This is a genomic window from Streptomyces sp. W16, from assembly GCF_033194735.1.
Classification (GTDB): Bacteria; Actinomycetota; Actinomycetes; order Streptomycetales; family Streptomycetaceae; genus Streptomyces.
Genome location: NZ_JAWOAI010000091.1, coordinates 1 through 24,509 on the forward strand (window position 1 = coordinate 1; position 24,509 = coordinate 24,509).

At 69.5% G+C, this 24,509-nt stretch carries 25 protein-coding genes and 1 pseudogene; 15 read left to right on the plus strand and 11 right to left on the minus strand.

Going from position 1 to position 24,509, the window contains the following annotated elements:
- Together R6V09_RS14895 and R6V09_RS14900 are read right to left on the minus strand one after the other, a co-directional pair.
- A partial coding sequence (locus R6V09_RS14895) for an AAA family ATPase (RefSeq protein ID WP_317881874.1) occupies positions 1-1,050 on the minus strand: 1,050 nt, incomplete at its 3' end.
- Positions 1,051-1,157: 107 nt separating this feature from the next.
- On the minus strand, positions 1,158-1,667 hold the full coding sequence (locus R6V09_RS14900; protein WP_317881875.1) for a hypothetical protein: 510 nt from the start codon (positions 1,665-1,667) through the stop codon (positions 1,158-1,160).
- 308 nt (positions 1,668-1,975) lie between these two features.
- Between R6V09_RS14900 and R6V09_RS14905 the strand changes: the two genes are divergently transcribed.
- The 5 genes from R6V09_RS14905 to R6V09_RS14925 all read left to right on the plus strand — a co-directional run bounded on the left by R6V09_RS14905 (position 1,976) and on the right by R6V09_RS14925 (position 8,509).
- Positions 1,976-3,346, plus strand: a complete 1,371-nt coding sequence (locus tag R6V09_RS14905; RefSeq protein WP_317881876.1) for a ricin-type beta-trefoil lectin domain protein — start codon at positions 1,976-1,978, stop codon at positions 3,344-3,346.
- Positions 3,347-3,397: 51 nt separating this feature from the next.
- Entirely contained in the window at positions 3,398-5,620 is a 2,223-nt protein-coding gene (locus R6V09_RS14910) for an RICIN domain-containing protein (protein ID WP_442810055.1), read from the plus strand.
- A gap of 26 nt (positions 5,621-5,646) precedes the next feature.
- Positions 5,647-6,945, plus strand: a complete 1,299-nt coding sequence (locus R6V09_RS14915) for a ThuA domain-containing protein (RefSeq protein WP_317881877.1) — start codon at positions 5,647-5,649, stop codon at positions 6,943-6,945.
- Positions 6,946-7,065: 120 nt separating this feature from the next.
- Positions 7,066-7,773 carry a TetR/AcrR family transcriptional regulator gene (locus R6V09_RS14920; RefSeq protein WP_317881878.1) on the plus strand — a complete coding sequence of 236 codons (708 nt, stop codon included), beginning with the start codon at positions 7,066-7,068 and terminating at the stop codon, positions 7,771-7,773.
- Positions 7,766-8,509 carry an SDR family oxidoreductase gene (locus tag R6V09_RS14925; protein ID WP_317881879.1) on the plus strand — a complete coding sequence of 248 codons (744 nt, stop codon included), beginning with the start codon at positions 7,766-7,768 and terminating at the stop codon, positions 8,507-8,509. The genes R6V09_RS14920 and R6V09_RS14925 overlap by 8 nt, the downstream gene beginning before the upstream one ends.
- A gap of 35 nt (positions 8,510-8,544) precedes the next feature.
- On the opposite strand, the gene R6V09_RS14930 is transcribed toward R6V09_RS14925, so the two are convergent.
- The gene (locus tag R6V09_RS14930; RefSeq protein WP_317881880.1) at positions 8,545-10,062 is read right to left on the minus strand and encodes a FadR/GntR family transcriptional regulator; all 1,518 of its coding nucleotides are present in this window, start codon (positions 10,060-10,062) and stop codon (positions 8,545-8,547) included.
- A gap of 167 nt (positions 10,063-10,229) precedes the next feature.
- On the opposite strand from R6V09_RS14930, the gene R6V09_RS14935 reads away from it, so the two are divergent.
- A complete protein-coding gene (locus tag R6V09_RS14935) occupies positions 10,230-10,466 on the plus strand; it encodes a hypothetical protein (RefSeq protein WP_317881881.1) in 237 nt (78 codons plus the stop codon).
- A gap of 222 nt (positions 10,467-10,688) precedes the next feature.
- The gene (locus tag R6V09_RS14940) at positions 10,689-11,099 is read left to right on the plus strand and encodes a nuclear transport factor 2 family protein (protein ID WP_317881882.1); all 411 of its coding nucleotides are present in this window, start codon (positions 10,689-10,691) and stop codon (positions 11,097-11,099) included.
- 376 nt (positions 11,100-11,475) lie between these two features.
- Here the strand turns inward: R6V09_RS14940 and R6V09_RS14945 are convergent, their stop codons facing one another.
- Complete coding sequence (locus R6V09_RS14945) at positions 11,476-12,231, minus strand: SDR family NAD(P)-dependent oxidoreductase (RefSeq protein ID WP_317881883.1); 756 nt, start codon at positions 12,229-12,231, stop codon at positions 11,476-11,478.
- Between the two features lie 114 nt (positions 12,232-12,345).
- Between R6V09_RS14945 and R6V09_RS14950 the strand changes: the two genes are divergently transcribed.
- The 3 genes from R6V09_RS14950 to R6V09_RS14960 all read left to right on the plus strand — a co-directional run bounded on the left by R6V09_RS14950 (position 12,346) and on the right by R6V09_RS14960 (position 13,660).
- Complete coding sequence (locus R6V09_RS14950) at positions 12,346-12,993, plus strand: TetR/AcrR family transcriptional regulator (RefSeq protein ID WP_317881884.1); 648 nt, start codon at positions 12,346-12,348, stop codon at positions 12,991-12,993.
- 36 nt (positions 12,994-13,029) lie between these two features.
- Complete coding sequence (locus tag R6V09_RS14955) at positions 13,030-13,248, plus strand: hypothetical protein (protein WP_317881885.1); 219 nt, start codon at positions 13,030-13,032, stop codon at positions 13,246-13,248.
- A 241-nt stretch (positions 13,249-13,489) separates the two neighbouring features.
- Positions 13,490-13,660, plus strand: coding sequence for a hypothetical protein (locus R6V09_RS14960; RefSeq protein ID WP_317881886.1), 171 nt, complete (start codon positions 13,490-13,492; stop codon positions 13,658-13,660).
- A 77-nt stretch (positions 13,661-13,737) separates the two neighbouring features.
- Here the strand turns inward: R6V09_RS14960 and R6V09_RS14965 are convergent, their stop codons facing one another.
- Entirely contained in the window at positions 13,738-14,997 is a 1,260-nt protein-coding gene (locus tag R6V09_RS14965) for an amidohydrolase family protein (RefSeq protein ID WP_317881887.1), read from the minus strand.
- 385 nt (positions 14,998-15,382) lie between these two features.
- Positions 15,383-16,006, minus strand: coding sequence for a TetR/AcrR family transcriptional regulator (locus R6V09_RS14970; RefSeq protein WP_317881888.1), 624 nt, complete (start codon positions 16,004-16,006; stop codon positions 15,383-15,385).
- Positions 16,007-16,208: 202 nt separating this feature from the next.
- On the opposite strand from R6V09_RS14970, the gene R6V09_RS14975 reads away from it, so the two are divergent.
- Together R6V09_RS14975 and R6V09_RS14980 are read left to right on the plus strand one after the other, a co-directional pair.
- On the plus strand, positions 16,209-17,396 hold the full coding sequence (locus tag R6V09_RS14975; protein WP_317881889.1) for an alpha/beta hydrolase: 1,188 nt from the start codon (positions 16,209-16,211) through the stop codon (positions 17,394-17,396).
- A 124-nt stretch (positions 17,397-17,520) separates the two neighbouring features.
- Complete coding sequence (locus tag R6V09_RS14980) at positions 17,521-18,204, plus strand: PASTA domain-containing protein (protein WP_317881890.1); 684 nt, start codon at positions 17,521-17,523, stop codon at positions 18,202-18,204.
- 32 nt (positions 18,205-18,236) lie between these two features.
- On the opposite strand, the gene R6V09_RS14985 is transcribed toward R6V09_RS14980, so the two are convergent.
- Positions 18,237-18,914: a TetR/AcrR family transcriptional regulator gene (locus R6V09_RS14985; protein ID WP_317881891.1), complete on the minus strand. Its 678-nt coding sequence runs from the start codon at positions 18,912-18,914 to the stop codon at positions 18,237-18,239.
- A gap of 128 nt (positions 18,915-19,042) precedes the next feature.
- Between R6V09_RS14985 and R6V09_RS14990 the strand changes: the two genes are divergently transcribed.
- Positions 19,043-19,462 (plus strand): nitroreductase family deazaflavin-dependent oxidoreductase, encoded by a 420-nt coding sequence (locus R6V09_RS14990; protein WP_317881892.1) that lies wholly within the window; start codon positions 19,043-19,045, stop codon positions 19,460-19,462.
- Between the two features lie 67 nt (positions 19,463-19,529).
- Here the strand turns inward: R6V09_RS14990 and R6V09_RS14995 are convergent, their stop codons facing one another.
- From R6V09_RS14995 to R6V09_RS15010, 4 genes are read right to left on the minus strand one after another with little or no spacing between them, the layout of a single operon-like run.
- Complete coding sequence (locus R6V09_RS14995; protein ID WP_317881893.1) at positions 19,530-20,951, minus strand: hypothetical protein; 1,422 nt, start codon at positions 20,949-20,951, stop codon at positions 19,530-19,532.
- A 26-nt stretch (positions 20,952-20,977) separates the two neighbouring features.
- The gene (locus R6V09_RS15000) at positions 20,978-21,451 is read right to left on the minus strand and encodes a hypothetical protein (RefSeq protein ID WP_317881894.1); all 474 of its coding nucleotides are present in this window, start codon (positions 21,449-21,451) and stop codon (positions 20,978-20,980) included.
- A gap of 1 nt (position 21,452) precedes the next feature.
- On the minus strand, positions 21,453-21,731 hold the full coding sequence (locus R6V09_RS15005) for a hypothetical protein (protein WP_317881895.1): 279 nt from the start codon (positions 21,729-21,731) through the stop codon (positions 21,453-21,455).
- On the minus strand, positions 21,728-22,150 hold the full coding sequence (locus tag R6V09_RS15010) for a hypothetical protein (protein ID WP_317881896.1): 423 nt from the start codon (positions 22,148-22,150) through the stop codon (positions 21,728-21,730). Before R6V09_RS15010 ends, R6V09_RS15005 begins: the two co-directional genes overlap by 4 nt.
- 127 nt (positions 22,151-22,277) lie before the next feature.
- Here R6V09_RS15010 and R6V09_RS15015 point away from each other — a divergent pair, with 127 nt between their 5' ends.
- On the plus strand, positions 22,278-23,717 hold the full coding sequence (locus R6V09_RS15015) for a hypothetical protein (protein WP_317881897.1): 1,440 nt from the start codon (positions 22,278-22,280) through the stop codon (positions 23,715-23,717).
- Positions 23,717-24,509 (plus strand): annotated as a pseudogene (locus R6V09_RS15020) (hypothetical protein); the annotation flags it as partial. The gene R6V09_RS15015 and the pseudogene R6V09_RS15020, both read left to right, overlap by 1 nt.

Sequence of the window (24,509 nt, forward strand, 5' to 3'; positions counted from 1 at the left end):
CGCGGCGGGGCCGTAGCGGGCGATGGCGTCCTGGTCGCCGGCCTGTGCGGCGTGGTGGACGACGCGGGCCGGGTCGGAGCCCGGCCGGAGCACGAGGGCTGTGAGCACATCGCGGTTGAGGTCGATCCGCCGGGCCGCGGGCAGGGAGTCGGCGACGGCGCGGCGGATCAACTCATGCCGGAACACGACCCGTTCGGGGGTCACGGTGAGGAGCCCGCGCTGTTCGGCCGCGGCCAGCCCGGCGACGCCACCGGTCAACAGCGTGTCGACCAGGGGCCGTTCGACGGCCGAGGGCACGACGGCGAGTTGCTCCAGCGCGTCCACGGTGCGGGCGTCGAGTCCGCGCAGCCGGGCGAGCACCGCGTCGACGACCGTCGGGGGCACCCCCCCGGTGCCGCCGGCCGCCAGGACCTCTGCGACGAAGAAGGGGTTCCCCGACGTCACCTCGTACACCTGCGCCGGGTCGAGGCGGCTGGCCGAACTGAGCGTGTGTACCGCGGACTTGGAGAGGCGGGCCAGCGGCATCCGGTGCACGCGGTCCGCGCGGGACACCTGCCCGAGGAGGTGGCGCAGCGGGTGCTCGCGGCTCAACTCGTCGTCCCGGTAGGTGAGGACGAGTACGGCGGGCAGCTGTGCCATCCGGCGGACCAGGAAGCGTAGGGCGTCCAGTGAGGCCTCGTCGGCCCAGTGGACGTCCTCCACGACGAGTACCGCCGGATGCGGTATCCCGGCCAGCTCTTCCTGCAGGGCTTCGTAGACGCGGTGGCGGTCGCCGCCTTCCATGACGGCCTGGGCGAGTTCGGCGCCGACGCTGCCGATGAGGTCGCGGAACGGGCCGAGGGGGCGGCGGGTGGCGAGGTCGTCGCACTGACCCAGCAGGATGCGCGACCGAGGGGGCAGCCGGTCCGGCATGGCCTTCACCAGGGTCGACTTGCCGATGCCGGCCTCGCCGAAGACGAGCGCGACAGATCCGGCCCCGTCCGCCGCCTCACGTGCGGCCGTTGCCAGTAGCGCCAATTGGGGCTCGCGCTCCAGGATCCCCCGATCCACGGCGTCGATTCTGCCACTCGCCGGGACATCCCGTCCGGGTGTCGCAGGCCGGACCACCGACGGCCACCCGCGGCTCCCGCTGGACCGGCCCGCCGAACTCGCCCGGGTTAACGGCCGGTTCGCGGGACCTTTTTCACCACCCGCACCGGCACGATCCGGTGTCCGCGGCGCGGCTTGGGGGCGTCGAGGATGCTGACGCCGTTGTAGTTGCTGCCGCGGATGTAGAACACGGGCGCGGCCACGAAGGTGACGAAGATGGCGACGACGCTGACGGAGAAGAGAACCGGCAGCGACTGCCCCTCGGGGAGGGTCTTGCCGCCCTCGTGGACGGCGTAGGCGAACGCGGTGACGAAGGCGATCAGACACAGCGCCCCGACGATGCGCATGATGGTCGCGAGCGTGCGCGTGGTGGACTGGTCGCGGACCTCGGCCAGCAGGGACGCCGAGCACTCGGTGCAGGTCAGCTCCACCGTGTGCTTGCCCGACGGGGGCCGCTTGACCACGTAGCGCGCGTCGGTCCAGGTGATCGTGCGCGTCTTCGGTTTCAGGATTCCGCCCGTGACCTTGTCACTGAGGATGTGCCGCACCGCGACCTCCGCGGTCCCCGTTGTGTTCATGGTTCCTCCGACGCGCGCACGCTGACGATCATCACGAAGCCTGCACAGTGTGACCTGTGGGAACCGGCCGCTCAATGGTCCTGGTGATTTCTTTTCCTTCGCCTACAACTTCTCAACTCAGGTACGACCTGCGGGACTTATCTGGTCGCACCTCTTGACGCCTTTGGTGCAGACCTTTAGGTTCACCAGCCAGCAGACCTCCGATGAGTGTAATTCGCGCTCACATATGTGAACGCGAGCGTTCACCTCTCACCGCCTTCACGCCGGCGGCGTCCACCCCCCACCCCAGGACGAAAGGCCTCCTCCTCATGCAACGCCTCGCCCTGCGCTGCGCCCTCGCGCTGTCCCTCGGTCTCACCGCCGTCGGCACCCTCGGAGCCCCCTCCGCCTCGGCCGCGACCGGCACCATCACCGGCCTCGGCGGCAAGTGTCTCGACGTCGCCGGCGCGAGTTCCGCCGACGGCGCGGCCGTGCAGATCTACGACTGCAACGGAACCGCCGCCCAGCAGTGGACGGTCGGTTCCGACGGGACCATCCGCGCCCTCGGCAAGTGCCTTGACATCACCGGCAATTCGACGGCCAACGGCGCCCAGCTCCAGCTGTGGACCTGCGCCGGCAGCGCCAACCAGCAGTGGACTGTCAGCGCCGCGCGCGACATCGTGAACCCGGCGGCCAACAAGTGCCTGGACGTCACCGGCAGTTCCTCGGCCAACGGCACCCGTACCCAGATCTGGACCTGCTCCGGCGCCGCCAACCAGAAGTGGACGGCACCCGCCGCCGGCGGCACGACCCCGCCCACGACCGCGCCCATGGCCGTCGCGCCGTACCTGTACAACGGCTGGGGGAATCCGCCCAGCCCCACGACTGTCATGAACGCAACCGGCGTGAAGTGGTTCACGCTCGCCTTCGTCCTGAGCAACGGCTACTGCAACCCGCAGTGGGACGGCGGCCGGGCGCTGACCGGCGGGGTCGACCAGTCGACCATCAACACCGTGCGGGCGAACGGCGGCGATGTCGTCCCGTCCTTCGGCGGCTACAGCGGCAACAAGCTGGAGAGTTCCTGCTCCAGCGCGAGCGAACTGGCGGCGGCGTACCAGAAGGTCATCAGCGCCTACTCGCTGAAGGCCATCGACATCGACATCGAGGCCGACGCGTACAGCAACGCCACGGTCCAGCAGCGCACGGTCGACGCGCTCAAGACCGTCAAGGCCAACAACCCGGGCATCAAGGTGTACGTCACCATCGGCACCGGGCAGAGCGGTCCCGACACCAGCCTCATCAACCGGGCCGCCTCGTCCGGGCTGACCGTGGACGCCTGGACGATCATGCCGTTCGACTTCGGCGGCGCGGGCCAGAACATGGGCACGCTCACCCAGCGGGCCGCCGAGGGTCTCAAGACCGCGCTGAAGAACGCGTACGGCTACAGCGACGACGCGGCCTACCGGGACATGGGCATCTCCTCCATGAACGGCATCACCGACAACAGCGAGACCGTCACCACCGCCGACTTCCAGACCATCCTGGCCTACGCGCAGGCGCACCACCTGGCGCGGCTGACGTTCTGGTCGGCCAACCGTGACCGGCCCTGCCCGGGCGCCTACCCGAACGACGACACCTGCTCGGGCGTGAGCCAGAGCAACTGGCAGTTCACCAGCATCTTCGCCCAGTACACCGGCTGACGGACGCCCTCCGGACTTTCCACCCCACCCCCCATCACCACAGGAGAATCCGTGCTCAGACGGAAGAGACTGACCGGCCGCCACCGCATTCCGAGAGCGCTCACGGCGGTAGCGCTCGTGGCGACCACCGTGACCGGCATCGAGTTCGCCGCGCAGGGCTCGGCGAGCGCCGCGAACTCGGCCGCCGCCGCGATACCCACCGGCTACACCACCGTGGTCAACAAGGGCAGCGGCAAGTGCGTCGACGCCCGCTCGGCCGCGAGTGCCGACGGCACCGCCGTCCAGCAGTACACGTGCAACGGAAGCACCGCCCAGAACTGGCAGTTGGTCGCCACCGACGGCGGCTACTACCGCGTGAACAGCAACCTGAACGCCGCCGAGGCCTGGGACGTCACCGGCGTCTCGACCGCCGACTCCGCGCTCATCCAGATGTGGACGTACTCCGGCGGCAACAACCAGCAGTGGCTGCCGGTCGCCGAGGCCGACGGCGCCTACCACTTCGTCAACCGCAACAGCGGGAAGTGCCTGGACGTCCCGAGCGCGTCGACCGCGGACAGCGTGCAGTTGGCGCAGTACACCTGCAACGGCACGGCCGCACAGTCCTTCACCCTGGGCGGCGCCACGACCAACCCGCCGGGCACCCCGGACTTCGGCCCCAACGTGACGGTGTTCGACCCGTCGATGTCGGCGTCCAGCATCCAGTCCAAGCTGGACTCGGTCTTCTCCCAGCAGCAGACCAACCAGTTCGGCTCGGCCCGCCAGGCCCTGCTGTTCAAGCCGGGTACCTACAGCGCCAACGCCAACGTCGGCTTCTACACACAGGTCGCGGGTCTCGGCTTCTCGCCGGACGACGTGACCATCAACGGTTCCGTGCACGCGGAGGCCGACTGGTTCCAGGGCAACGCGACGCAGAACTTCTGGCGCGACGCCGAGAACCTGTCGGTCAACCCCACTGGTGGCACTGACCGTTGGGCCGTCTCGCAGGCCGCCCCGTACCGGCGCATGCACGTGCGCGGCAACCTGGCCCTGGACGACGGCGGTTGGTCCAGCGGCGGCTTCATCTCCGACACCAAGGTCGACGGCCAGATCCAGTCCGGCACCCAGCAGCAGTTCCTCACCCGGAACTCCACGATGGGCAGTTGGTCCGGCTCCAACTGGAACATGGTCTTCGTCGGCGACCAGGGCGCACCGGCCCAGTCCTTCCCGACGTACACCAACGTCGCCAGCTCCCCGACGATCCGCGAGAAGCCCTTCCTGTACGTCGACAGCGCGGGCGCCTACCAGGTGTTCGTGCCCGGCCTGCAGTCCAACGCCGTGGGCACGACGTGGAGCGGGAAGACCCCGGCGGGCAAGTCGCTGCCGATCGACCAGTTCTACATCGTCAAGCCCGGCGCCACCGCGGCCGACATGAACACCGCCCTCGCGGCCGGCAAGAACCTCCTCGTCACCCCCGGCGTCTACCACCTCAACCAGACGATCAACATCACGCGCCCCGACACGGTCGTCCTGGGCATGGGCCTGGCCACCTTCGTGCCGGACGGCGGGATCACCGCGATCTCCACGGCCGACGTGGACGGCATCGAGCTGGCGGGCCTACTGGTCGACGCGGGCACCACCAACTCCGCGACGCTGGTACAGATCGGCCCGTCCGGCTCGACCGCCACGCACGCGTCCGACCCGACCCAGTTGTCCGATGTCTTCGTCCGGATCGGCGGCGCCACCGTCGGCAAGGCGACAAACTCGATGGTGATCAACAGCGCCAACACGATCATCGACCACACCTGGATCTGGCGGGCCGACCACGGCAACAGCGGCACGGTCGGCTGGACCACCAACACGGCGGACACCGGACTGATCGTCAACGCCGCCAACGTGACGGCGTACGGCCTGTTCGTCGAGCACTTCCAGAAGACCCAGGTCCTCTGGAACGGCAACGGCGGCAGAACGTACTTCTTCCAGAACGAGATGCCCTACGACCCGCCGAACCAGGCCTCCTGGATGAACGGCACCGGCAAGGGCTACCCCGCCTACAAGGTCGCCGCCAGCGTAACCACCCACGAGGCGTGGGGACTTGGCAGCTACTGCTACTTCAGCTCCAACTCCGCCGTGGTCGCCGATCACGCCTTCGAGGTGCCGAGCGTGTCCGGGGTCAAGTTCCACGACATGGTCACCGTCTCGCTGGGCGGGGTCGGCACGATCAGCCACATCATCAACAGCACCGGCGGGCCGTCCAACTCCAGCACCAACGTCGCCTACCTGACCAACTACCCGTAGACCGCGTGGAAAGGATCGATCAGAAGATGAACACCGTCAGATCCGGTTCCACCCGCGCGCTCCTGCGGGTCCTCCTCCTGCTGGCCACGCTGCTGGGCCTCGCGTCCGTGCCGCCCATCGCGCAGGCGAGCACGGCGGCGACCCCGTTCAAGATTCTCGCGCTCTACAGCGGGACCTACGACGCGGCGCACATCGACTTCGACAAGGAGGCGAACGTCTGGTTCCCGCAGCAGGCGGCGGCCAACGGCTACACCTACACGGCCAGCACCAACTGGGACCTGCTCGCCAACGGCGGGGTCAACGCGTACCAAGTCGTCCTGTTCCTGGACGACTTGCCGCAGACCGCCGCCCAACGCACCGGGTTCGAGGCGTACATGAGGGGCGGCGGCGGCTTCATGGGCTTCCATGTCTCCGCCTTCACGACGGACGCGGCGAGCTGGTCCTGGTACCACAACACGTTCCTCGGCTCGGGGAACTTCGTGTCCAACACCTGGGGCCCGACAGCGGTGACCCTGAAGGTGGAGGACCATTCGATCCCGCCCACCGCCGCCCTGCCGGCCACGTTCACCTCGTCGGTCAGCGAGTGGTACAGCTGGTCCAACGATCTGCGGCAGAACCCGGACATCAAGATCCTGGCGTCGATCGACCCGAGCAGCTTCCCGGTCGGCACCGACCCCAACCAGTCCTGGTACAGCGGGTATTACCCGATCATCTGGACCAACACGAAGTACAAGATGCTGTACGCGAACTTCGGCCACAACGCGATGAACTACACGACCAACACGCGGCTGTCGTCGACCTTCGCGAGCGCGACCCAGAACCAGTTCCTGCTGAACGGTCTCAAGTGGCTCGGCGGGGGCGACACTTCGACGCCTCCGACGGACACCCCGATCTCGGAGACCTCCTGGTACTCCGTGCAGAACGGAGGCAACGGCACCTGTGTGGACGCCCGTTCGGCGGCCACGGCCAACGGTACGGCGATCCAGCAGTACGCCTGCAACGGCACGACGGCGCAGCAGTACCAGTTCCGCTCCACCGACAGCGGGTACATGGAGATCACCGCGCGCGGCAACCCCGCGCAGGTCATCGACGTGACCGACCGCTCGACGGCGGACAACGCGACGTTGCAGCTGTGGGCCTACTCCGGCGGCACGAACCAGCAGTGGCAGCCCGTGAAGGAGACGAGCGGGCGCTACCACTTCGTCGCCCGGCACAGTGGCAAGTGTCTGACGGCCGCCACCGCGGCGACCAACAGTGTCCAGCTCACCCAGCGGACCTGTGACGGCTCGACTGCGCAGGCCTTCCAGCTCACCGTGCAGTCCTGAGCCACCGCACGGCAGAGCAAGGGTGCCTCCCACCGCACGGACGCGGTGGGAGGCACCCTTGTTTTCACTGCTAACAGTAGAACGTTGTCAGCGATACGCATCGGTGTTATCGTCGATTACATGAACACGAGATCGCTGATTATCGAGGCGGCGGCGGAGCTGATCGCCCAGTCGCCGAGCGGCGACGTGTCGACGCGCGCGGTGTGCGAAGCGGCCGGCGTCCAACAGCCCGTGCTGTACCGCCTGTTCGGCGACAAGGACGGGCTGCTGGCAGCGACGGTCGACCACGTGTGGGACCAGTACCTGGAGACCAAGCGCGCGGCCGAGAAGTCGGCGGACCCGCTGCGGGACCTGCTCTCCGGCTGGGACAGCCATGTGGCGTTCGCGCTGGCGCATCCCAACGCCTACAAGCTGATGTTCGCCCCGGCCCTGCGCGCCACACCCGAGGCGGCACAGGAGGCCCTGCGCATTCTCCGCGAGGTCCTGGACCGGCTCGCCGCGCAGGGCCGGATGCGGATCGCGCCCGAGATCGCGGCGCGGATGGTCATGACGGCGACCACCGGGGTCGCGCTGGGCCTGATCACACGCCCCGCGCTCTATCCGGACACGGAGCTTTCGGCCTCGGTCCGCGACGCGATGGTCCAGGCGATCCTGCTCGACCCGCCGTCGGACCCGACCGTCCACGACGCCAGGGCGGCGGCGGCCACCACGCTGCTCTCCTCGCTCGACGACCTCACCCCACAACCGTTCACCCCCGCGGAGTCGGCCCTGCTGGGGCAGTGGCTCACGCAGATCCCCCGCTCCGGGAAGGACACCCACCATGCCTGACACCGAAACCACCACCCGCGTCGCCCTGGTCACCGGCGGTTCCGGCGGCATCGGCCGAGCGGTCGCCGAGCGGCTGGCCAAGGACGGCATCGCGGTCGGCGTGCACTACGCCGGCAACAAGGCGAAGGCCGACGAAACGGTCGCAGCGATCGTCGCGGCCGGCGGCAGGGCGATCCCGGTCGGCGGAGACGTCGCCGACGAGGACGCGATGTCCGCCGCGTTCGACGCGGTCGAGGCGGAGTTCGGCGGCATCGACGTGGTGGTGAACACCGCCGGGATCATGGCCCTGTCCCCCATCGCCACCCTGGACCTCGACGACCTGGACCGCATGCACCGCACCAACATCCGGGGCACGTTCGTCGTCTCCCAGCAGGCGGCCCGCCGGGTGCGCACCGGCGGCGCGATCATCAACTTCTCCACCACCGTCACCCGCACCAAGTTCCCGACGTACGGCGCCTATGTGGCGAGCAAGGCCGCGGTCGAGGCGATGACCCTCGTACTGGCCCACGAGTTGCGCGGCAAGGACATCACCGTCAACGCCGTGGCCCCTGGCCCCACCGCGACCCCGCTCTTCCTCGACGGCAAGGACGAGACCACGATCGAGAACCTGGCCAAGGCCGCCCCGCTGGAGCGTCTGGGCACCCCGGACGACATCGCCGAGTCCGTCGCGTTCCTGGCCGGTCCGGCCCGCTGGATCAACGGCCAAGTGCTGTTCGCCAACGGCGGGTTGGCCTGAACCGCCTGCCCCAACCACCCGACTGCGTCCGCCGCTTAGCCTGGAGGCCGCACGGGGCGCTGTAGGTCGAGTGTCGGGGAATCAGTGCCCCAAGGCATCAGCGCGTCCAGGTGGCGGCCCATCCGGTGCCGGGCCACCCCGGCGTCGCCCTCGGCGATGGCGTCGAGAATCTTCTGATGCACGTGCTGGACCTCGTCTGCCGCCGCGTCACCGGGCAGCGGCCGGTCGTGGCCGGAGGCATGGCGGCGGAACAGCTCGGTGATGATCGACAGGAACAGCGACAGGACCGGATTGCCGGAGAGCGCGGCCAGTTCGGAGTGGAAGAAGTCGGCCTTGCGGGGTTCGTCGGCGGGACCCTCCGCGCTCCGGCGAACCGCCTTGGCAAGCCGTTCGATCACCCCTTTGTCGCCTTCCGCGACTCTGACTGCGACCCGGGCGACGATGCCGAGTTCGATGGCGTTGCGGACGATCCGCAGGTCGTCGGCCGCGACGCCCTGGTACTCCAGGAACAGCGCCATGGTGTCGATGCTGGCCTGCGGCTCCGGCTCGGTGACGATCAGGCCGCCGCCGGGACCGCGCCGCATCCGGGCCACCGAGTGGTACTCCAACAGCCGTACGGCTTCCCGCAGTACGGCCCTGCTGATCGAGTAACGGGCAAGCAGGTCGGCCTCCGAGCCGAGCACCATGCCGGTCTGCCGGCCGCGCGCGGCGATGTCCTCGTGGATGCGCGCCGCGACCACCTCCGCGAGCTTGGCCCGCGGGCCCTCGACCACTTCGGGCTCGACGACACTGCCCGCGATCCGCTGCCCGCGCCGCACCCGGTGCTTCTCGATCCAGTCGGCCACCGACTCCAGATGCGCGGTCAACTCCGTCTGCGCGCGGGCCCCGTCGTCGGCGATCACCGCGTCGACGACGGCTTTGTGCGCACGGTGCGAGGCGTCCTTCGCCGCATGCATCTCGGTCCTGGAGATACGGCGGGAGGTGTGCGCGTAGCGCGCGGTGAGCCGGGTGAGCACGTCGACGAACAGGTGCAGCACCGGGTTGCCCGACAACTGGGCGAGTACGGGGTGGAGGGGGTCCTGCGAGTGGACGCCGGGGTCGTCCCAGTGGTCGAGTTCGGCGGCCAGCGTGGCGCGGAGGGTGTCGATGCCCTGCTCGGTGATGCGGCCGGCGGCCAGTCCGGCGGCGATCGGCTCCAACAGGAGGCGGGCCTGGAGCAGGTCGGTGACGCTCGTGCCGACGTAATCGAGGTAGATCACGATGGCGCGGGTCGCCGGTCCCGCGCCGGGTGCGCACACGATCAGGCCACCGTTCGGGCCGCGCCGCATCCTGGCCACCTGGTGGTGCTCGACGAGCCGTACCGCCTCACGCAGCACCGCCCGGCTCACCCCCAGCCGCTCCCGCAGATCCACCTCGGACCCCAGCGACTCGCCCACCGGCCAGCCCTGGCGAATGACAGTCGCCTCGATACGGCGGGCGGTCTGCGCGGCCAGCTTGCCGACCGGGACACCGGTCTCGCCGTCGGCGAGCTCGCGGTCGACGCCAGTCGCCATGGCCAACTCCTCTGAGAGGATATTGCGGATCCCCAGCCTATTCGTCACCTGGGCGGGAGGCGTGCGCTTCGGTTGCCCGGACGCGAGATGAGGCCACTTTTTCGGCACTGGGGCTCTGTCGACCGGGTGAGCCCGTACGGGGGCAACGCGCTCCGGAGCCGGAACTGATGCCAGCGATCCAGGGGTGGACGGCGAAACTGTACGAGGCAGGTTCCTGGTGCCGACTGTTCAGGGAACCGGAGTCGGACAGCGACCTGGACGCACTGCGGACGCGGGCGGTCCGCGAAGGTGAGGACGACGACGCGGTCTTCGTCGCCGACGGTCAGAAGGTGTGGACGACCAACGGCCAGCAGGCCGACATGGGTTGTCCGACTCCGCTCCGGTGTGGCGGCGCGCGGTGTTGAACTGACCGCCGTACTAGACGACTTGCTGCGTCTGTCCCCCGCACGTCGGTCGCCAGCGGATCTGTGCTCGACGACTCCGCGAGCTGGTCGGCGATCGGAGAACTGGCCACGCGGGTGCAGGTGAACGCTGCGTTGATCGGCACCGAGATCGATGGTGAGGCATCCACGCGGGCAACCTCGGCCCGGCGCCCTAGTGTTGGGGCAACCATCAAAGGAGCCGTCTTGCCCGCTGCCACCCCGGCCGACGACCGAGCCGAGATCACCGACCTGTTCGCGCACCTGGCCAACCTGCTGGACGAGTGCCGTCACGACGACGCCGGAACCGTCTATCACTCCGACGTCGTGGCGCGCTCCCCACGGGGTGACCTTCACGGCCTCGACGAGCTGACCGCCTTCCTGAAACGAAGCTGGGTCGAGGACCAGCGCACCCAACACATGCACGGCGACGTGCTGGTGCATCTCGACGGCAACCGCGCGACGGCGACCGCGAACCAACTCGTGCACTTCTACCGTGACGGCGCGGCGCCCCATCGGATCAGCGGTCTGCGCGTCGCGTGCACCGCCGTACGGACCCCGATGGGCTGGCGGTTCAGCGAGATGCAGGTCACGCTGGCCTGGACGGACGAGAGGTGATGTAGCTCAGGTCTTCACCGTCCAGGGCGATCGTCACTGGAGCAACTCGATGATCGTGGGGTTGGCGGTACCGCCGAGCGGAAGCCTCGTTGACCTCGAAGTCGCCGAGGTCCCCGACCAGTATGAGCGGTAACTGCGGGGTCCCCCGCGTCTCCGATCGCGCCGAGCACGCCGGTGAGGGCAATGTGAGTGAGGTCGTGTCCGGCGGCTGCGGCGAGCGCGGCGGCGCCTTCCCGTGCGTCCTCGGACGCGAACACCAGCGATGAGTTGTTCGACGCTGTACCTCGCGAGCGACGCGTCGAGCTATACGACGGGGGCGCTGATCCGGGTGGACGGCGGGCTGTACTAGCCCAGCCCTGCCCCACCCGCCGCAGCCCTACACCGCGGTGTATCCGCCGTCGACGGTGAGGGTGGCGCCGTGGATCTGGGACGCCTCGTCGCTCGCGAGGAACACGACGGCGGAGGCCACCTCGGCCGGAGTGCCGGCGCGACCGGAAGGCATGCGCGCGATGATCGAGGTCAGGAGCTCCTCCTTCGACGCCACCTTCTCAGTCAGGGTGGGGCCGGGAGCGACCGTGTTGACCCGGACGCCGTGCGGCCCGTACTCCGCGGCCCACGACGCGGTGAGCGAGTGCACGGCCGCCTTGGTCATGCTGTAGAGCGCCGAACGCGCGCTGCCCCGCAGGCCGCTGATGGAGCCCAGGTTGACCACGGCGCCGTGGCCGCGCTCGACCATGGGCGGTACCAGCAGGCCGGTGAGCAGGAACACCGACCGCACGCTCACGGCCAGTGCCTCGTCGATGGTCTCCTGCGTGACCTCGGCGGTGGGAGTGGGCATGAGCAGCAGCGCCGCGTTGTTGACGAGCACGTCGATCCGTCCGCCGGCCGCGGTCAGCACGTCGGTGGCGAAGCGGTCGATCACATCGACGCCCGCGGACAGATCCGCCTTGACGAAGGCCGCCGCACCGCCGCCCTTCTCGATGCGGGCCACCACCTCGCCGCCACGACGCTCGTCCCGTCCGCTGACGACGACGAACGCTCCCTCGGCGGCCAGGGCCACTGCGACGGCGACGCCGATACCGTTCGTGGAGCCGGTGACCAGGGCATTCCGCCCGGCAAGTCGCTTGGTCATGATGCTGTGCCTCTCCGAATCCGACCCGCCGGAAGCTGGTCCAACCGGCTGGGAACGGCAAACCTGCCACCCAAAAAATGGACCTGCAAGTCCAGAAAGTGGCAGGGTGGCGGCATGGCACCACGACTGACCCCCAAAGGCGCGGCCACCCGGCAACGCATCATCGAAGGAGCCGCGGCGGAGATCCGCGCACGCGGTGTCACGGAGACGACCCTGGACGACATCCGCGCCCGTACGGCCACCAGCAAGAGCCAGCTCTTCCACTACTTCCCCGGCGGCAAGGAGGAGCTCCTGCTCGCCGTGGCCCAGCATGAGGCGGACCGCGTCCTGTCCGACCAGCAGCCCCACCTCAGCGCGCTCACCTCGTGGCAGGCCTGGCACGACTGGCGGGACACGGTCGTCGACCGCTACCGCCGGCAGGGGCAGCAGTGCCCGCTCAACGCGCTCATGTCCCAGCTGACCCCCGCCACGCCCGGCGCGCAGGCCGTCACCAGGCAGCTCGTCGCCTCATGGCAGTCCAAGCTCGCCGTCGGCATCCGGTCCATGCAGGACCAGCGCGAGATCCCCGCAGGCCTCGACGCCGACCGCGCCGCGGCGGCCCTGCTCGCCGGTATCCAGGGCGGCGTCCTGATCATGATGTCCACCGGCTCAGTCACGCATCTCGAAGCGGCCCTCGATCTGGGCATCCATCAACTTCAGGCTGTTCCCAGCAGTTCGGCCGTCTCGTCCAGCAACACCGGCAGCGCGGGCAGCATCCGCTGATGCATGGCGTTCAACTGCCTTGATTTACGACCCTGTTTGATCAGCAGGGCGGTCGCCGCAGACTCTTCGGCCACGGACTCACCCCAGACCCTCGAACCCATCGCGCCGGCCCGCCGGATCCCGTTCGGCGAGGCCCTGCGCACCGAGCTGTGGTGCACGCAGATCGGAAACCCCGTCGAGAAGACGAAGATGGACCGCGCCGCGGTGAACCGGGGGCGGTGGACACTGCGCTGGCACTCTCCCTGCGCTGCATAAAACAGTGTCCTTTTTATGAGGCTCCACGAAGGACTGGCTCTGACGCGATTCAGCATGCCCTGGCCGGGCCCGCCATCGCCTACGCCTTCGCCCGCCTGGTGGACCGGATCGCGGAGACCCTCCGCGCCCCCTGCTCGACCGCCTCGACATCCCCGTACTGATCGCCGCGTTCAACACCCGTATAGCCGCCACCGCCGGACGCACCGAACCAGCCCTGGAACACGGCCGGGTCATCACGACCGTGGACAACTCCGCCCCCGAACGCGCCAACGCCGACGCCCGCCGCATGATCGCCTTCTACCTCACGGTGAAGACGTACGACCCGTTGCCCAGCTTCGTGGCGAGCCAACGGCGCCGGGCGGCCTACGCCCGTGCCTCCCTCGCCCTGATCGACGAGTTGCCCACGCCGTGAGCAAAGCGGCGGGCGGCACCCTCGGACCGCCCGCCGCCGCCCTCGCGTTTCAGTGCCCTGAAACGCCGTTCCGCGGATCAGGCGCTCTCGGTTACCGGGGCGAGTTTCCTGCTCTTGTCGAAGTGCACGACGTCGGCGAGGGTGCCGCCCAGGATGGCCGCGCGGTCCTCGTCGTTCACGCCCTCGAAGTTCTCGGCGATGCACTCGGCGCTGCTGCGGAAGGTGCCCTCCGCGTGCGGGTAGTCGTTGCCCCACATGACCGTGGACAGGCCGGTGATGTGGCGCGCCTTGACGGCCGTGGGGTCGTCGGCGAACTGCACGTGGATCTGGCGCCGGACGTACTCGGTGGGCTTGAGCGGGTAGGGCCACTTGTCGTTGACCGCGAACAGCCTTCCCATGGAGGGCTGTTCGTTCGCCGGACGGGTGTCGTCCCAGAAGCCGAGCCACCAGTCGGGGTCCTGGCCGGTGCCCGTCTTCCAGGCCTTGTCCATGTAGCCCATGAAGGAAACCAGCCACCCGGCCGTGTACTCGATCAGGTTGAAGTGCAGGTCGGGGAAGCGCTCACAGACTCCGCCGCCGACGAGGCTGGCAATGATGCCCTGCGGACCGGCCACGCCGGCGCCGGCCGCGAAGCCCATGGTCCGGCCGGCCACCATGTCGTCGGTCAGGTTGCCCTTGCCCATGTTCATGGCCGTCATCAGGCCGCGCACGGTCCGCGCCGTCCCGGAGATCCCCTCCTTGACCTTCACCCCGCCGGTGGCCACGTGGATGAAGACCGGCATGCCGTGTGCCTGGGCCGCGGCCCAGATCGGGTCGTACTCCCGCGCGTAGTACGGCAGTGGCGGGATCTCCGGGAGGAGGATCGCGCCGAGGCCGAGGCCCGCGCACCGCTCGATCTCCGCCACGGCAGCGGGGACGTCCGTGATCGGGATCGCGGCCGTGGGGCGCAGCCGGTCCTTGTAAGGGAGGTATGTCTCGACGAGGTAGTCGTTCCACACGCGCGCGTGAGCCATCGACAGCTCGTGGTCGTCGGTGAACAGGACGAACAGCGAGAGGTTGGGGAACATCACCGAGGCGTCCACGCCGTCGAAGTTCATGTCCCGGATGATGTGGTCGGGGTCGCCGTCCGGGGTCTCCCCGCCGGTCTGGCGGTACTTGGAGATGGTCCAGCCGTCGAACCCGATGGTGTGGAGCTTCTTGAACTCCGTGTGCCCGCCCGGCACGATCGGCTCGTCGAGGGTGAACTCCTCTTCCCACAGGGCACGTTCGCGGAGCTGCTTGGGCAGGCGGGTCTTGAACAGATCGACCGGCTCGATGATGTGCGAATCGCCGGACACGACAAATTCCTTGAACACAGGCGGTACCTCTCTTCGAACTCCGTCGTCCGTAGCCAGAAGGCCGACCCCCAGATATCTGCGAAATTAGCTGTACCGACCGGTCGAGTCAATAAAACCTGCGCACTCCTGGCCCGCTCTCCCTAATTCAGTACACTCAATATGCGACACCCTTGATGAGGGGTGGACACATGACGACCGCAATCCGGCGACGGAGGAGACGGTCGCCTCGTCGAAGGCGTCGCTCGTCATGGGCGAGGCGCTACGGGTCACGGGCAGGTTCGCGCTCTCGACCTAGCGTCCCGGGACCAGCCACCCGCGACGGCCCGGCTCACCCACGACGGCGCGGGCCCTCCCCTGCGAACCCCTCGCCCAGTCCCCGGCGAGGTCAGAGCGGGTGGGACGTCGGGCCGGGCGGCAGCGGATCAGCCCCGTCCGGCCTTGACCGCATACCGTCCAGCAGCATTCGCAGATAGCGGCGCCACAGGTCCGGCTCTCCGGTCTGGTCGGTGATCGCCCCCACCATCAGCTGGATCATCGGGAAGTCCAGGGGCTCCACGTCGGCCCGCAGCGCCCCCTGCTCCTTGGCGCGGTCGATCAGCGGATCGACCAGGGGCTTGATCCGCCGGTCGATGAGGGCGTGCCGCTGGGCGGCCTTGCCGGTGCCGAGCATGACCTCGCGCAGCCCGCGGTCGTGCGCCTGGAGTTCGCAGACCTTCTCCAGGCTGGCCGCCAGCCCGCGCCATGGATCGGGATCGGCGGCGGCCTCCCGCGCGCACGCCTCGACCCGGTCGATCATGTCCTCGAAGACCGCGTCGACCAGCTCTTCCTTGTTGGCGAAGTGCCGGTAGGCCGTCCCCACACCGAGCCCCGCGTGGCGGGCGACGTCGTCGAGGGTCGCGGCCAGGCCCCGGTCACGGAACACCTCGCGGGCGGCGGCCATCAGTCGGCGGCGGTTCAGCTCGGCGTCGCGCCGCAGCGGCGCCCTGCCGGGTTCAGCGGGCTCCGCCATGCCAGTCGTCCCGCCTTCCGGGTGAGTTCGGTCGTCCAGCGCATCGTACTGCCGCGAGCTGCGCACCCCTTGATCAGGTTCGGTTCCGGGACGCGACACAACAGACCGAAACGGAGATTGAATCTCCGTTTGATGTTACGGTGGCAGGAAGAAACGGAGATTGAATCTCCGTTTACCGTCCGATGTCGTGGGAGATGAAGACATGCGCGAAGAGAAGACGTGGGCAGGTCGGCGGAGGGTCAGCGTCGGTGTCACGGTCACCGTCGCGGCGGGGCTGGCGCTGGTCGCCTGCTCCTCCGGCGGCAACAGCGCGTCCAGCGGTACGTCCAGCACCAGTGCGCGTGCCAAGACGGCCGCCTGCCCCACAGGTACGGCCGCCGCAAGTGCCGGAACGCCCACCGCGATGCCGTCGGGCAACGCGGGCGGCATCCCGGTGGCCAAGACCATCAAGAAGTCGGACACCAGCACCAGCACCGTGATCGACCCCAAGGGCGCGCAGATCCAGTGCGCCACCTCCGGGATCACCACCACGCACGACATCACGTACTCCTCGCCGACCACCGACGGCAAGAAGAGCGACCTGAAGCTGGACATCCAGGTGCCCACGTCCACCTCGGGCAAGAAGCCCCTGGTCATCTATCTGACCGGAGGCGGGTTCACCATGGCGGACCGCACCGCCAACCTGAGTCAGCGCACCTATGTCGCCGATCAGGGCTATGTAGTGGCCAGCCTCCAGTACCGCACCACCAAGGACGGCGCCACGTACAAGGATGCCGTCGCCGATGTGAAGTCCGCGATCCGCTACCTCCGCGCCAACGCGGACAAGTACTCCATCGACACCGACCACGTCGCTGTGTGGGGCCAGTCCGCCGGCGGCTACCTGGCCGCGATGACCGGTGCGACCAACGGGGAGAAGTCCTTCGACGTCGGCGGAAACCTGGACCAGAGCAGTGAAGTCCAGGGCGTCGTCGACGAGTTCGGCCCTGCCGACCTGTCAAAGCTCGCGGCCGACTACGACACGGCGGCGCAGAAGGCCAACTACGCGTCGGGCAACAGTGCCGCGCAGTGGGTCTACGGCCCCGGCACCAAGAAGTCGGTCGCGGACCGCACCAGCGAGGTCGCGGCAGCCGACCCGGCGACACACATCAGCTCCAGGACGGCACCCTTCGTCCTGTTCCACGGCAGCGCCGACAACCTGGTCTCCCCCAGCGAAACCCTGGACCTGCACACGGCGTTGCGCGCCAAGGGGATCGAGAGCACCCGCTACGTCCTCACCGGCGCCGGCCACGGCGACCTGTCCTTCACCGGCGACACCTCGGCCGCCCTGCCCTGGTCCACGCAGGAGACGATGGGGCACGTCGTCGACTTCCTGGGGCAACACCTCAAGTAATCCTGGTCCGTTCATCGGCGAGGGCGGCGCCCTCACCCCTTACGGTCCTTCCGGCCACTCTGCCGTTGCCGCCACCTCCAGGTCTGACACAGTGTCCCTAAATCAACACACCAGGGGGCGTACCGTGTCCAACTCCGTATTCCCGTCGCCGAGTCGGCCGTCAGACGCCGCCGGGCCGTCGCCTAGGAGACGGCGTGACGGGAAACTCGTCGTCGGAGCCATCGCAGGCGTTCTCGTCATCGGCGGCTTCGGAACCGCCTGCGACCCCGACACCGGGCAAGGGGGCACAACCGCCGGCGCGAGCGGCAACGCCAAGACCGGTGGCGGGACCAAGACCGTTCCCGCATTCGTGGGCATGGGTCTCCAGTCCGCCCAGGACGCCGCCCAGAAGCAGGGCTTCTACAGCCTCACGTCCCATGACGCGCTCGGCCGCAACCGCCACCAGATCCTCGACCGGGACTGGAAGGTCTGCTCGCAGAACGTGAAGGCCGGCACCCGTGCCGCCACCAGGACCCGGCTCGACTTCGGCGCGGTGAAGCTCGCCGAGACGTGCCCGTCGAAGGACCAGTCCGCACCCGCATCGGCCGGCTCGACGATGCCGGACTTCAAGGGAAAGTCGGTGAACACCGCCCGCGACGCACTGGCGTCCGGGACGTCGATCACGGTCAAGGACGTGTCCGGCAAGGGGCGTTACGTCCTGCTGGAGTCGAACTGGCAGGTGTGCGCGCAGAAACCGTCGGCCGGGACGAAGCTGAACGGGCAGCCGGTGGAGTTCTCCGCGGTGAAGTTCGGGGAGTCCTGCCCGTAACCGTGCGGCAGGACATCACTCGGCCGGTGGCGTCAACTCCCTTTCCCCGGCCGGGTGTTCGGCCGGGACCGTACGCCGTAGCCGGCGAGCCCCTCCCCGAGCAGAGCGAAGGCCCGCGTGCCCTGTGCGCGGACGTCGGCGGCGAGCCGGTCGGGGGCCTCGTCGGCCAGGACGCGTCGGCGTACGAGGTCGATGAGCGCCCGGTGGACGCCCATCAGGGCGTTGGCGGCCACGTACGCGGTGACGTCGTCGGTCTCGGCCGCGTCGCCCGGCTCCGCTGCGAGGCGGGCGGCCAGTGCCGTGGTGGCATCGGTGATCGTCTGCTGTTCGCGGGCTCGTAGCGCGGGGCTGCCGGCGATCATGCGGTGCACGGTCCGCAGCCGTACGAGGGCCTCATCGTCACCGGCCGCGACCTGGGCGAGGAGCCCTGTCGATCCGGTCAGGAACGTCCGCACCGCGTCCAGGACCGACGCTCCCGATGGCCGGGAGTCGACCGCCGCGAGGAGCCGTTCGCCGAAGTCGTCGAGCCGCGAGTAGAGGAGGTCCTCTTTCCGTGGGAAGTAGTTGAAGACGGTGGCCTCGGAGACGTGTGCCTCGCGGGCGATCTCGGCGACCCGCACGGCGTCGAACCCCCGGTCGGCGAACAGCCGCCAGGCGATGTCCGCGATCAGCGTCCGCGTCTGCTCCTTCTTCAGCTCGCGCAGTCCCACGGTCACCTCCGTCCGGTTTCGGGAAGACAATTCGCAAAGACAATTCGGGAAGACAAGGAGTCTAGGGTGACCCTATATTTAGGGTCACCCTAGAACACTATCTCACCAACGTCTTCGAGGAGGTCCCGATGAGCGCCCCCTACCTGCCCCCGCCGTGGGGAGCACGGGTCATCGGCAACCGGATGGCCAAGCTCTTCGCCCGGTCGGTGCTGAGCACGCTGAGTGTCCGGGGCCGTAGCTCGGGCCGCTGGCGGAGTGTGCCGGTGGCCGTCCTCGATCACGACGGGGAGCGCTATCTGATCGCGCCCCGCGGCAACACCGAGTGGTCCCGCAACCTGCGTGCCGCGCAGCGCGGCCGGCTCCAACGCAGGGGCCGTGGCGAGGAGTTCGAGGCGGTCGAGGTCCCGGTGGACGAGCGTGCGCCGTTGATCCGCGTCTATCTGGAACGGTTCGGCCGCTTCCCCACCGTCGCCGAGACATTCCGTCAGCTGCCCGATCCCGCCGACCATCCCACGTTCCGCATCGTCGGCTCCCGAGAGCTCGGCTGACGGCCGTCCCGTTCTGGTCGGTCGCTGTCCGCTGTCACCGTTCACACCATCCACACCACAGCGCACATCATGCACAGGTGCGGGGGTCGGCATGGTCCAGCACCACCCGCGTCACCATGTCCGCCACCCTGCTCAGCCGGCGCTTGCGGAGGTCCAGGACAGGCGTCGTGACCGAAAGGCCCTGGGACGCCAGCAGGTTCATCAGGGCCCAGATGAGCTCGGGGCGCCCCGCCACGGGGAGTTCAGTGCCGTCCGGGGCGATGACCCCGGCCGCGGTGACACCCGCGAGGAGGTTGGTGCGGGCCCAGTCGACCACGTACGAGCGGCCGTTCGGGCTGACGACGAGGACGACCTCCTTGGTCCGGTGGAGGACCGTCAGATAGTTCATCGGCACCGTCAGCCGCCGGGCGGCGTCGAACGGGGGTGTGCCGTCCGCCGGTTGGATACGCAGGACCGTGTCGAGGACCGGGCCGTGGTCCTGGAAGGTGGTCCTGCCGCGCATCTCCAGGAAGCGGGCGCGCACCAGTACCCCACCGCGCCGCGACCAACGACGGCCGACCCATCCGAACTCACCCGTCTCACCCGGGAGTTGGTCCGCCAGTCGACGCGTCTCCTCGCCCGGCTCGCTCACCGGCGCCTGCTCCTCGGGGCAGGCACGGTCCCGGTCGGCCAGGGCGGCGTAGCGTGCCGCCGTGTACGGGTCCAGCTGCCGCAGGTCGATCGTGTCGCCGGTCATGGCGACGCTTCCGGCCTCTCGTGAGATCCGCATCTGCTGGAGCTGGCGGCCCGATCGCCGGGTCAACTCGGCCGAGCGGCCTTCGAGATCGATCAGCCGGGAGGTTCTCGTGCCCGCGAGCAGGGCGCTGCGCGGCCATTCGGGCCTGACCGCCCGCCGCGCCCCCGGTGCGGTCGGCTCGACGAGGACGACCAGACGACCCGCCGTGATCGCCGACAGACACACGGACGGCACCCGCCATTCGCCCGTGACCTCGAAGTACGCGGTCCCGTCGGTCCCATGGGCCGGGTCGGTCTCCTCGGAGTCGTGCACCCGCAGTCTCAGTCCGATCAGCGGTGTGAACTCGTCGGGGGTGTAGTTGCCCACGTGGGTGGTGAAGGTCGACTCGCCGTCCGGGTTGTACCGGACCAGTGCCGCCTCCAGTACGTCCGCCCGCATCAACCGCGCCTGTGCCGAGCCCTGTTGGGAGCTGGGCGCCCACAGCACGAAGGTGTCGTCCCGGTACGGGAAGCCCCCGCCCTTCAGACGGTCCCTGCGCGTGATCCGGGGAAACTCCTGCCGCGTCGCGATGATCGCGGAGACGGGGATCATGACCGAGACGGCCGCCCCGAACGCCGCTAGGGCCGCCGGCCAGCCCCAGCCGGGGTCCTCGTCCCAGGCGGAGTACCCGACGGCAAGGAAGAACGGGCCCGCACCACAGCAGACGGCAGCGAACAACAGATTGCCCACGAACACACCGATGCGGCTACGCATAGACCTTCCTCCGTTCCTCTCATGGCTCAGAACTCGACCCGGAACCGTCCGCCGACCGGGTCGACCACCGCCTTGCACCGAAGGCCCACGCGCAGGGCAGGGTGGTGCGTGCGCTTCCAGGTCGTCTCGAACGTCCGCAGCGCAGGCCCGCTGATCCGCAGTTCGACCAGCACGCCTGACTCCTCTCCGTTCCAGTCGAAGTCGGCCAGGCCGAGGATCTCCGCGGTCGCCGGGACCCCTACGGCATCGAGCCGTCGGTTGTGCTCTCTTTCGAGGTTCGTGTGGAACCAGAGCACGAGGCCCACGGGCAGGAAGATCACCGTGAACACCACGCCCATGAGCAGGAGTTCGGCCCCACCGAAGACCGTGCAGGCCAACATGACCGGGCCGCACAGACACAGCGTCGCGGCGCTGAAGTAGAGGATCGCGGCGTCCCACCGGCTGACCCGGTCGACCAGCGTCATCCGCTCCGGATCGGGACCGGCCCCGTCGTCGGCCATGTCAGCGCTCCGGGGCCTGGGGCCGGCTCCGCTCCAGCAGGTCCGCCAGGACGCTCAGGCCGGGGAGGCAGGACTCGTCGTAGAGGACGGAGTGTTTCCTGCCGTGCCTGGTGACGATCGTCAGCCGGCGGATCCGGCCGGTGCGGAACTCGATCCGGGGCTCCTCCCAGATGTGGTAGCGGGCGGCGTCTACGTAGCCGAACACCTCCAGCACCCGGCCGTCGAAGGAGAGCAGCGCGGACTCGGTCACCGGCACTTCGTACGGCAGTGTCGGCGTCACGGGGTCGCACCGTCCCCGGCGTAGAGGTAGGCACCCGGCCGGGCGGGGTCGGCGACCAGCAGCACCTCGTCGCCGGTGCGCGGGATCCGCAGCTTGGAGACGATGGTCCGCAGGGTGATCCGGTCGCCGCCGCCTGACGGCTGCACGACGAGGTCGACGACCGGATCGTGGTTGATCAGCTGGCCGGTGTCGCCGATCGACACGACGACGGCGGACGTGGTCGGCGCTCCCGCCGCGAGCAACTGCTGTACGCCGAGGCCGGAGTTGTACGCGCCCATCGACTCCTGGACTCTGGCGTAGTCCTCCCTGCCGAGAAAGGCGCGGGTGGTACGGCCGTAGAAGCCCTTGCCGCCGGCCACCTGTGCCGCGATCTCCGCGGCCCGCTCCTCGCGGCTCTTGCGACGTCCGAAGAGTCCCATGACGGCTCCTCCTTCTGATCGGGTTGGTGTCCCGTCGTTCCCGCTGTCCCTGTGAACGCTAGGTGTCTCCGTTCGCCTACCGATCCCAGGTTCGACCGCCCGATCTCGGACGACGTACGCTCCTGACATGCCGCTTCCGAGCCAGCCGACCTACGCGCGCCGACCGCGCGCCATGGTCATCGACGGCTCCTGGCGTGCTCTCGGGCCGGGTCTCGAACCGCTGAGCGGCCCCGGTGGCGCCCCCCTGACCCGGACCGTCAAGCTGATCCTGCTGCCGTTGGTCGTCCGGCCCGCCCTGCACCCCGAACTCGCCGCCGACTTCCTCACACCGGAGCGGGCCGCCCAACTCGACACGCTGATACGGGAGTCCGGTGCGCGGCTGATCGCGACGGCACAGTGGTTCACCCTCCTCAAGCGGACCCGCCGGGCGCTGGGCGTGGTGGCGGGCAACCCCCAGGACCTCTATTTCCAGCGGTGCTTCGAACTCGCCGCCGAGCACGGAGCGCCCGCCGCCGGTGCGGACGGGGGCGCGGGTGCGGGTGCGTTGGCCAGGGCCGTCGTCGAGGATGTGGCGGACGCGGACGGCGGCCGTACGGTGGACGCGCTCAAGCGCCATCTGGCCGACGACACCCAACACGCCCGTGTCGACAGGGAGTTGGCTCTCGTGTGGGAGAGCCGTCGGCCTGCTCCGGCCGCCGCTTCAACCGCTACGGACGCGGCGGTCGCGCGGGCGGCCGAGGTGCTCGAAGCCTGCGGCGGGCCGGACGGGCCGCGGGACTCACCGGAGTACGGGGCCATGGTCGAGGCGGGAGACGGCGACCTGCTCGGCCGCGCCCTGTGGGGGGACCCGAGCACGGACGCGGACACTGGCACGGGCGGGATCTGGGGCCGTGCCGATCTGCCGGCCCATCTGGGGCTGACGGAACGGCAGTTGCCACCGCGTCCGCAGGTCGGCCGGGGTGCCTCGACGGCCACCCTGCCTGCCCCGCTGGACCGCACGCTCTTCGAGCGGCTCTTCGTCGTACTCCAGTCCTCGGCCCGGCGCGAGGAACTGCCGACGGTCCCGGAACTCGTCCGGCGCGAGGTCGGCCGTAGTTGCGCTCCGCTCGGTCTGTACGACGAGAGCCTGCGCGTCGCCGTCGTACTCGGCGGCCGGCTCGCGGTCGGCCTCGACCCGCTGGGCACCGGGGAATCCGCGCCGGGGCGGACCTCGGCGCACCGGGCGGTCAACGGCCGTTGGCGACGGGAGGCTTCGGTCCTCCGCGCCCGCCGGATGACCGTCTCGCCCCGCCCCGATCCGGACGGTGGCGTGCTGGACGCCCTCGCCCAGGACCTTCGTACGCCATGGGCCGCCTACATGCGGCGGTTGTGGGTGCGACTGCACGGACGGGATGTCCGCGACGCTCCGCTGGCGGACGCCGCGGCGGCCTGGGCGGTACTCGACGGGGTCGCCCGCTCGGTGATGATGGACCACCGGGCCAGGGTCCGGTCGGCGCTGCGCGCGCTGTCGGCTCCGCCGGTGGACCCGACCGCCGTACCCGAAGCGGCCGAGTCGAGGAGTGCGTGATGGCGCTGCCTCCCATGGATGTCCGCGTCACGCGCGACGACGGCAACGGCACGATCCGGGTTGCCCCCGTCGGTGCCCGTCCCGTCACCACTGCGGACTTCACCCTGGCGGTGCTCGATGTCGCCGGAGCTGTGCTGACCTGGTCCGTCCTCGGGGACCCGGGACCGCCGACGACCGAGATCCACGACGCGGGGCGGGCGCAGCAGTGGCTGTGGGCGGTCTACGGCGAGCGCGTCGCCGCCGCCGTCCACGCCTGCGCGACGGGCGACCCGGCCGGAACACAAGTGCCTGCGGACCCGACCGTGCTCGCGGCCGACGCCGCCCGGCTCGGTTTCGGACACTGGGCGGCCCGCTGGTGGCCGGCCTCGCACCTCGACGGCATACCGGCGCTCCAACCGGACCTCCTCGGGCTGGAGTTGGCGGCGCTGACCCATCAGTGCCAGCAGTTGTTCGACGGGAGTGGTGGCGCCTTCGGTGACCACGGTGACCAGCCCGACGACTGCGCGGCCGAGCTGATCGACGACCACCGGGCCGCCCTCGACCCGCTGATCCAATGGTGGCGCGCGGCACCGCACTCCTCGGCGGACACGGCACGCCGGTTGGAGAGCGTGCTGCGGCTGATCGACGACGCGGCCGACGGCGCCGGTCTGGACAGCCCTGAACTGCGCGGACTTCGCTCGTACCTGGACCGGCCCGGTCCGGCCACCGCGCCGCTGGACCCGGCCGCGCTGTTCGCCCGGTCCAACGGCTACGCCCTCGCGGCGGGCGAACGGCTCGTCGGCGGCGGCCGGT

What these genes read in the sequence shown, in the direction of transcription:
- R6V09_RS15010 (WP_317881896.1), bottom strand. Translation starts at nt 22,150, where the DNA reads ATGGGACTCTTCGGACGTCGCAAGAGCCGCGAGGAGCGGGCCGCGGAG.
- R6V09_RS14950 (WP_317881884.1), top strand. Translation starts at nt 12,346, where the DNA reads ATGGCACCACGACTGACCCCCAAAGGCGCGGCCACCCGGCAACGCATC.
- R6V09_RS14990 (WP_317881892.1), top strand. Translation starts at nt 19,043, where the DNA reads ATGAGCGCCCCCTACCTGCCCCCGCCGTGGGGAGCACGGGTCATCGGC.
- R6V09_RS15015 (WP_317881897.1), top strand. Translation starts at nt 22,278, where the DNA reads ATGCCGCTTCCGAGCCAGCCGACCTACGCGCGCCGACCGCGCGCCATG.
- R6V09_RS14900 (WP_317881875.1), bottom strand. Translation starts at nt 1,667, where the DNA reads ATGAACACAACGGGGACCGCGGAGGTCGCGGTGCGGCACATCCTCAGT.
- R6V09_RS14995 (WP_317881893.1), bottom strand. Translation starts at nt 20,951, where the DNA reads ATGCGTAGCCGCATCGGTGTGTTCGTGGGCAATCTGTTGTTCGCTGCC.
- R6V09_RS14930 (WP_317881880.1), bottom strand. Translation starts at nt 10,062, where the DNA reads ATGGCGACTGGCGTCGACCGCGAGCTCGCCGACGGCGAGACCGGTGTC.
- R6V09_RS14935 (WP_317881881.1), top strand. Translation starts at nt 10,230, where the DNA reads ATGCCAGCGATCCAGGGGTGGACGGCGAAACTGTACGAGGCAGGTTCC.
- R6V09_RS14945 (WP_317881883.1), bottom strand. Translation starts at nt 12,231, where the DNA reads ATGACCAAGCGACTTGCCGGGCGGAATGCCCTGGTCACCGGCTCCACG.
- R6V09_RS14915 (WP_317881877.1), top strand. Translation starts at nt 5,647, where the DNA reads ATGAACACCGTCAGATCCGGTTCCACCCGCGCGCTCCTGCGGGTCCTC.
- R6V09_RS14970 (WP_317881888.1), bottom strand. Translation starts at nt 16,006, where the DNA reads ATGGCGGAGCCCGCTGAACCCGGCAGGGCGCCGCTGCGGCGCGACGCC.
- R6V09_RS15000 (WP_317881894.1), bottom strand. Translation starts at nt 21,451, where the DNA reads ATGGCCGACGACGGGGCCGGTCCCGATCCGGAGCGGATGACGCTGGTC.
- R6V09_RS14975 (WP_317881889.1), top strand. Translation starts at nt 16,209, where the DNA reads ATGCGCGAAGAGAAGACGTGGGCAGGTCGGCGGAGGGTCAGCGTCGGT.
- R6V09_RS14925 (WP_317881879.1), top strand. Translation starts at nt 7,766, where the DNA reads ATGCCTGACACCGAAACCACCACCCGCGTCGCCCTGGTCACCGGCGGT.
- R6V09_RS14920 (WP_317881878.1), top strand. Translation starts at nt 7,066, where the DNA reads ATGAACACGAGATCGCTGATTATCGAGGCGGCGGCGGAGCTGATCGCC.
- R6V09_RS14905 (WP_317881876.1), top strand. Translation starts at nt 1,976, where the DNA reads ATGCAACGCCTCGCCCTGCGCTGCGCCCTCGCGCTGTCCCTCGGTCTC.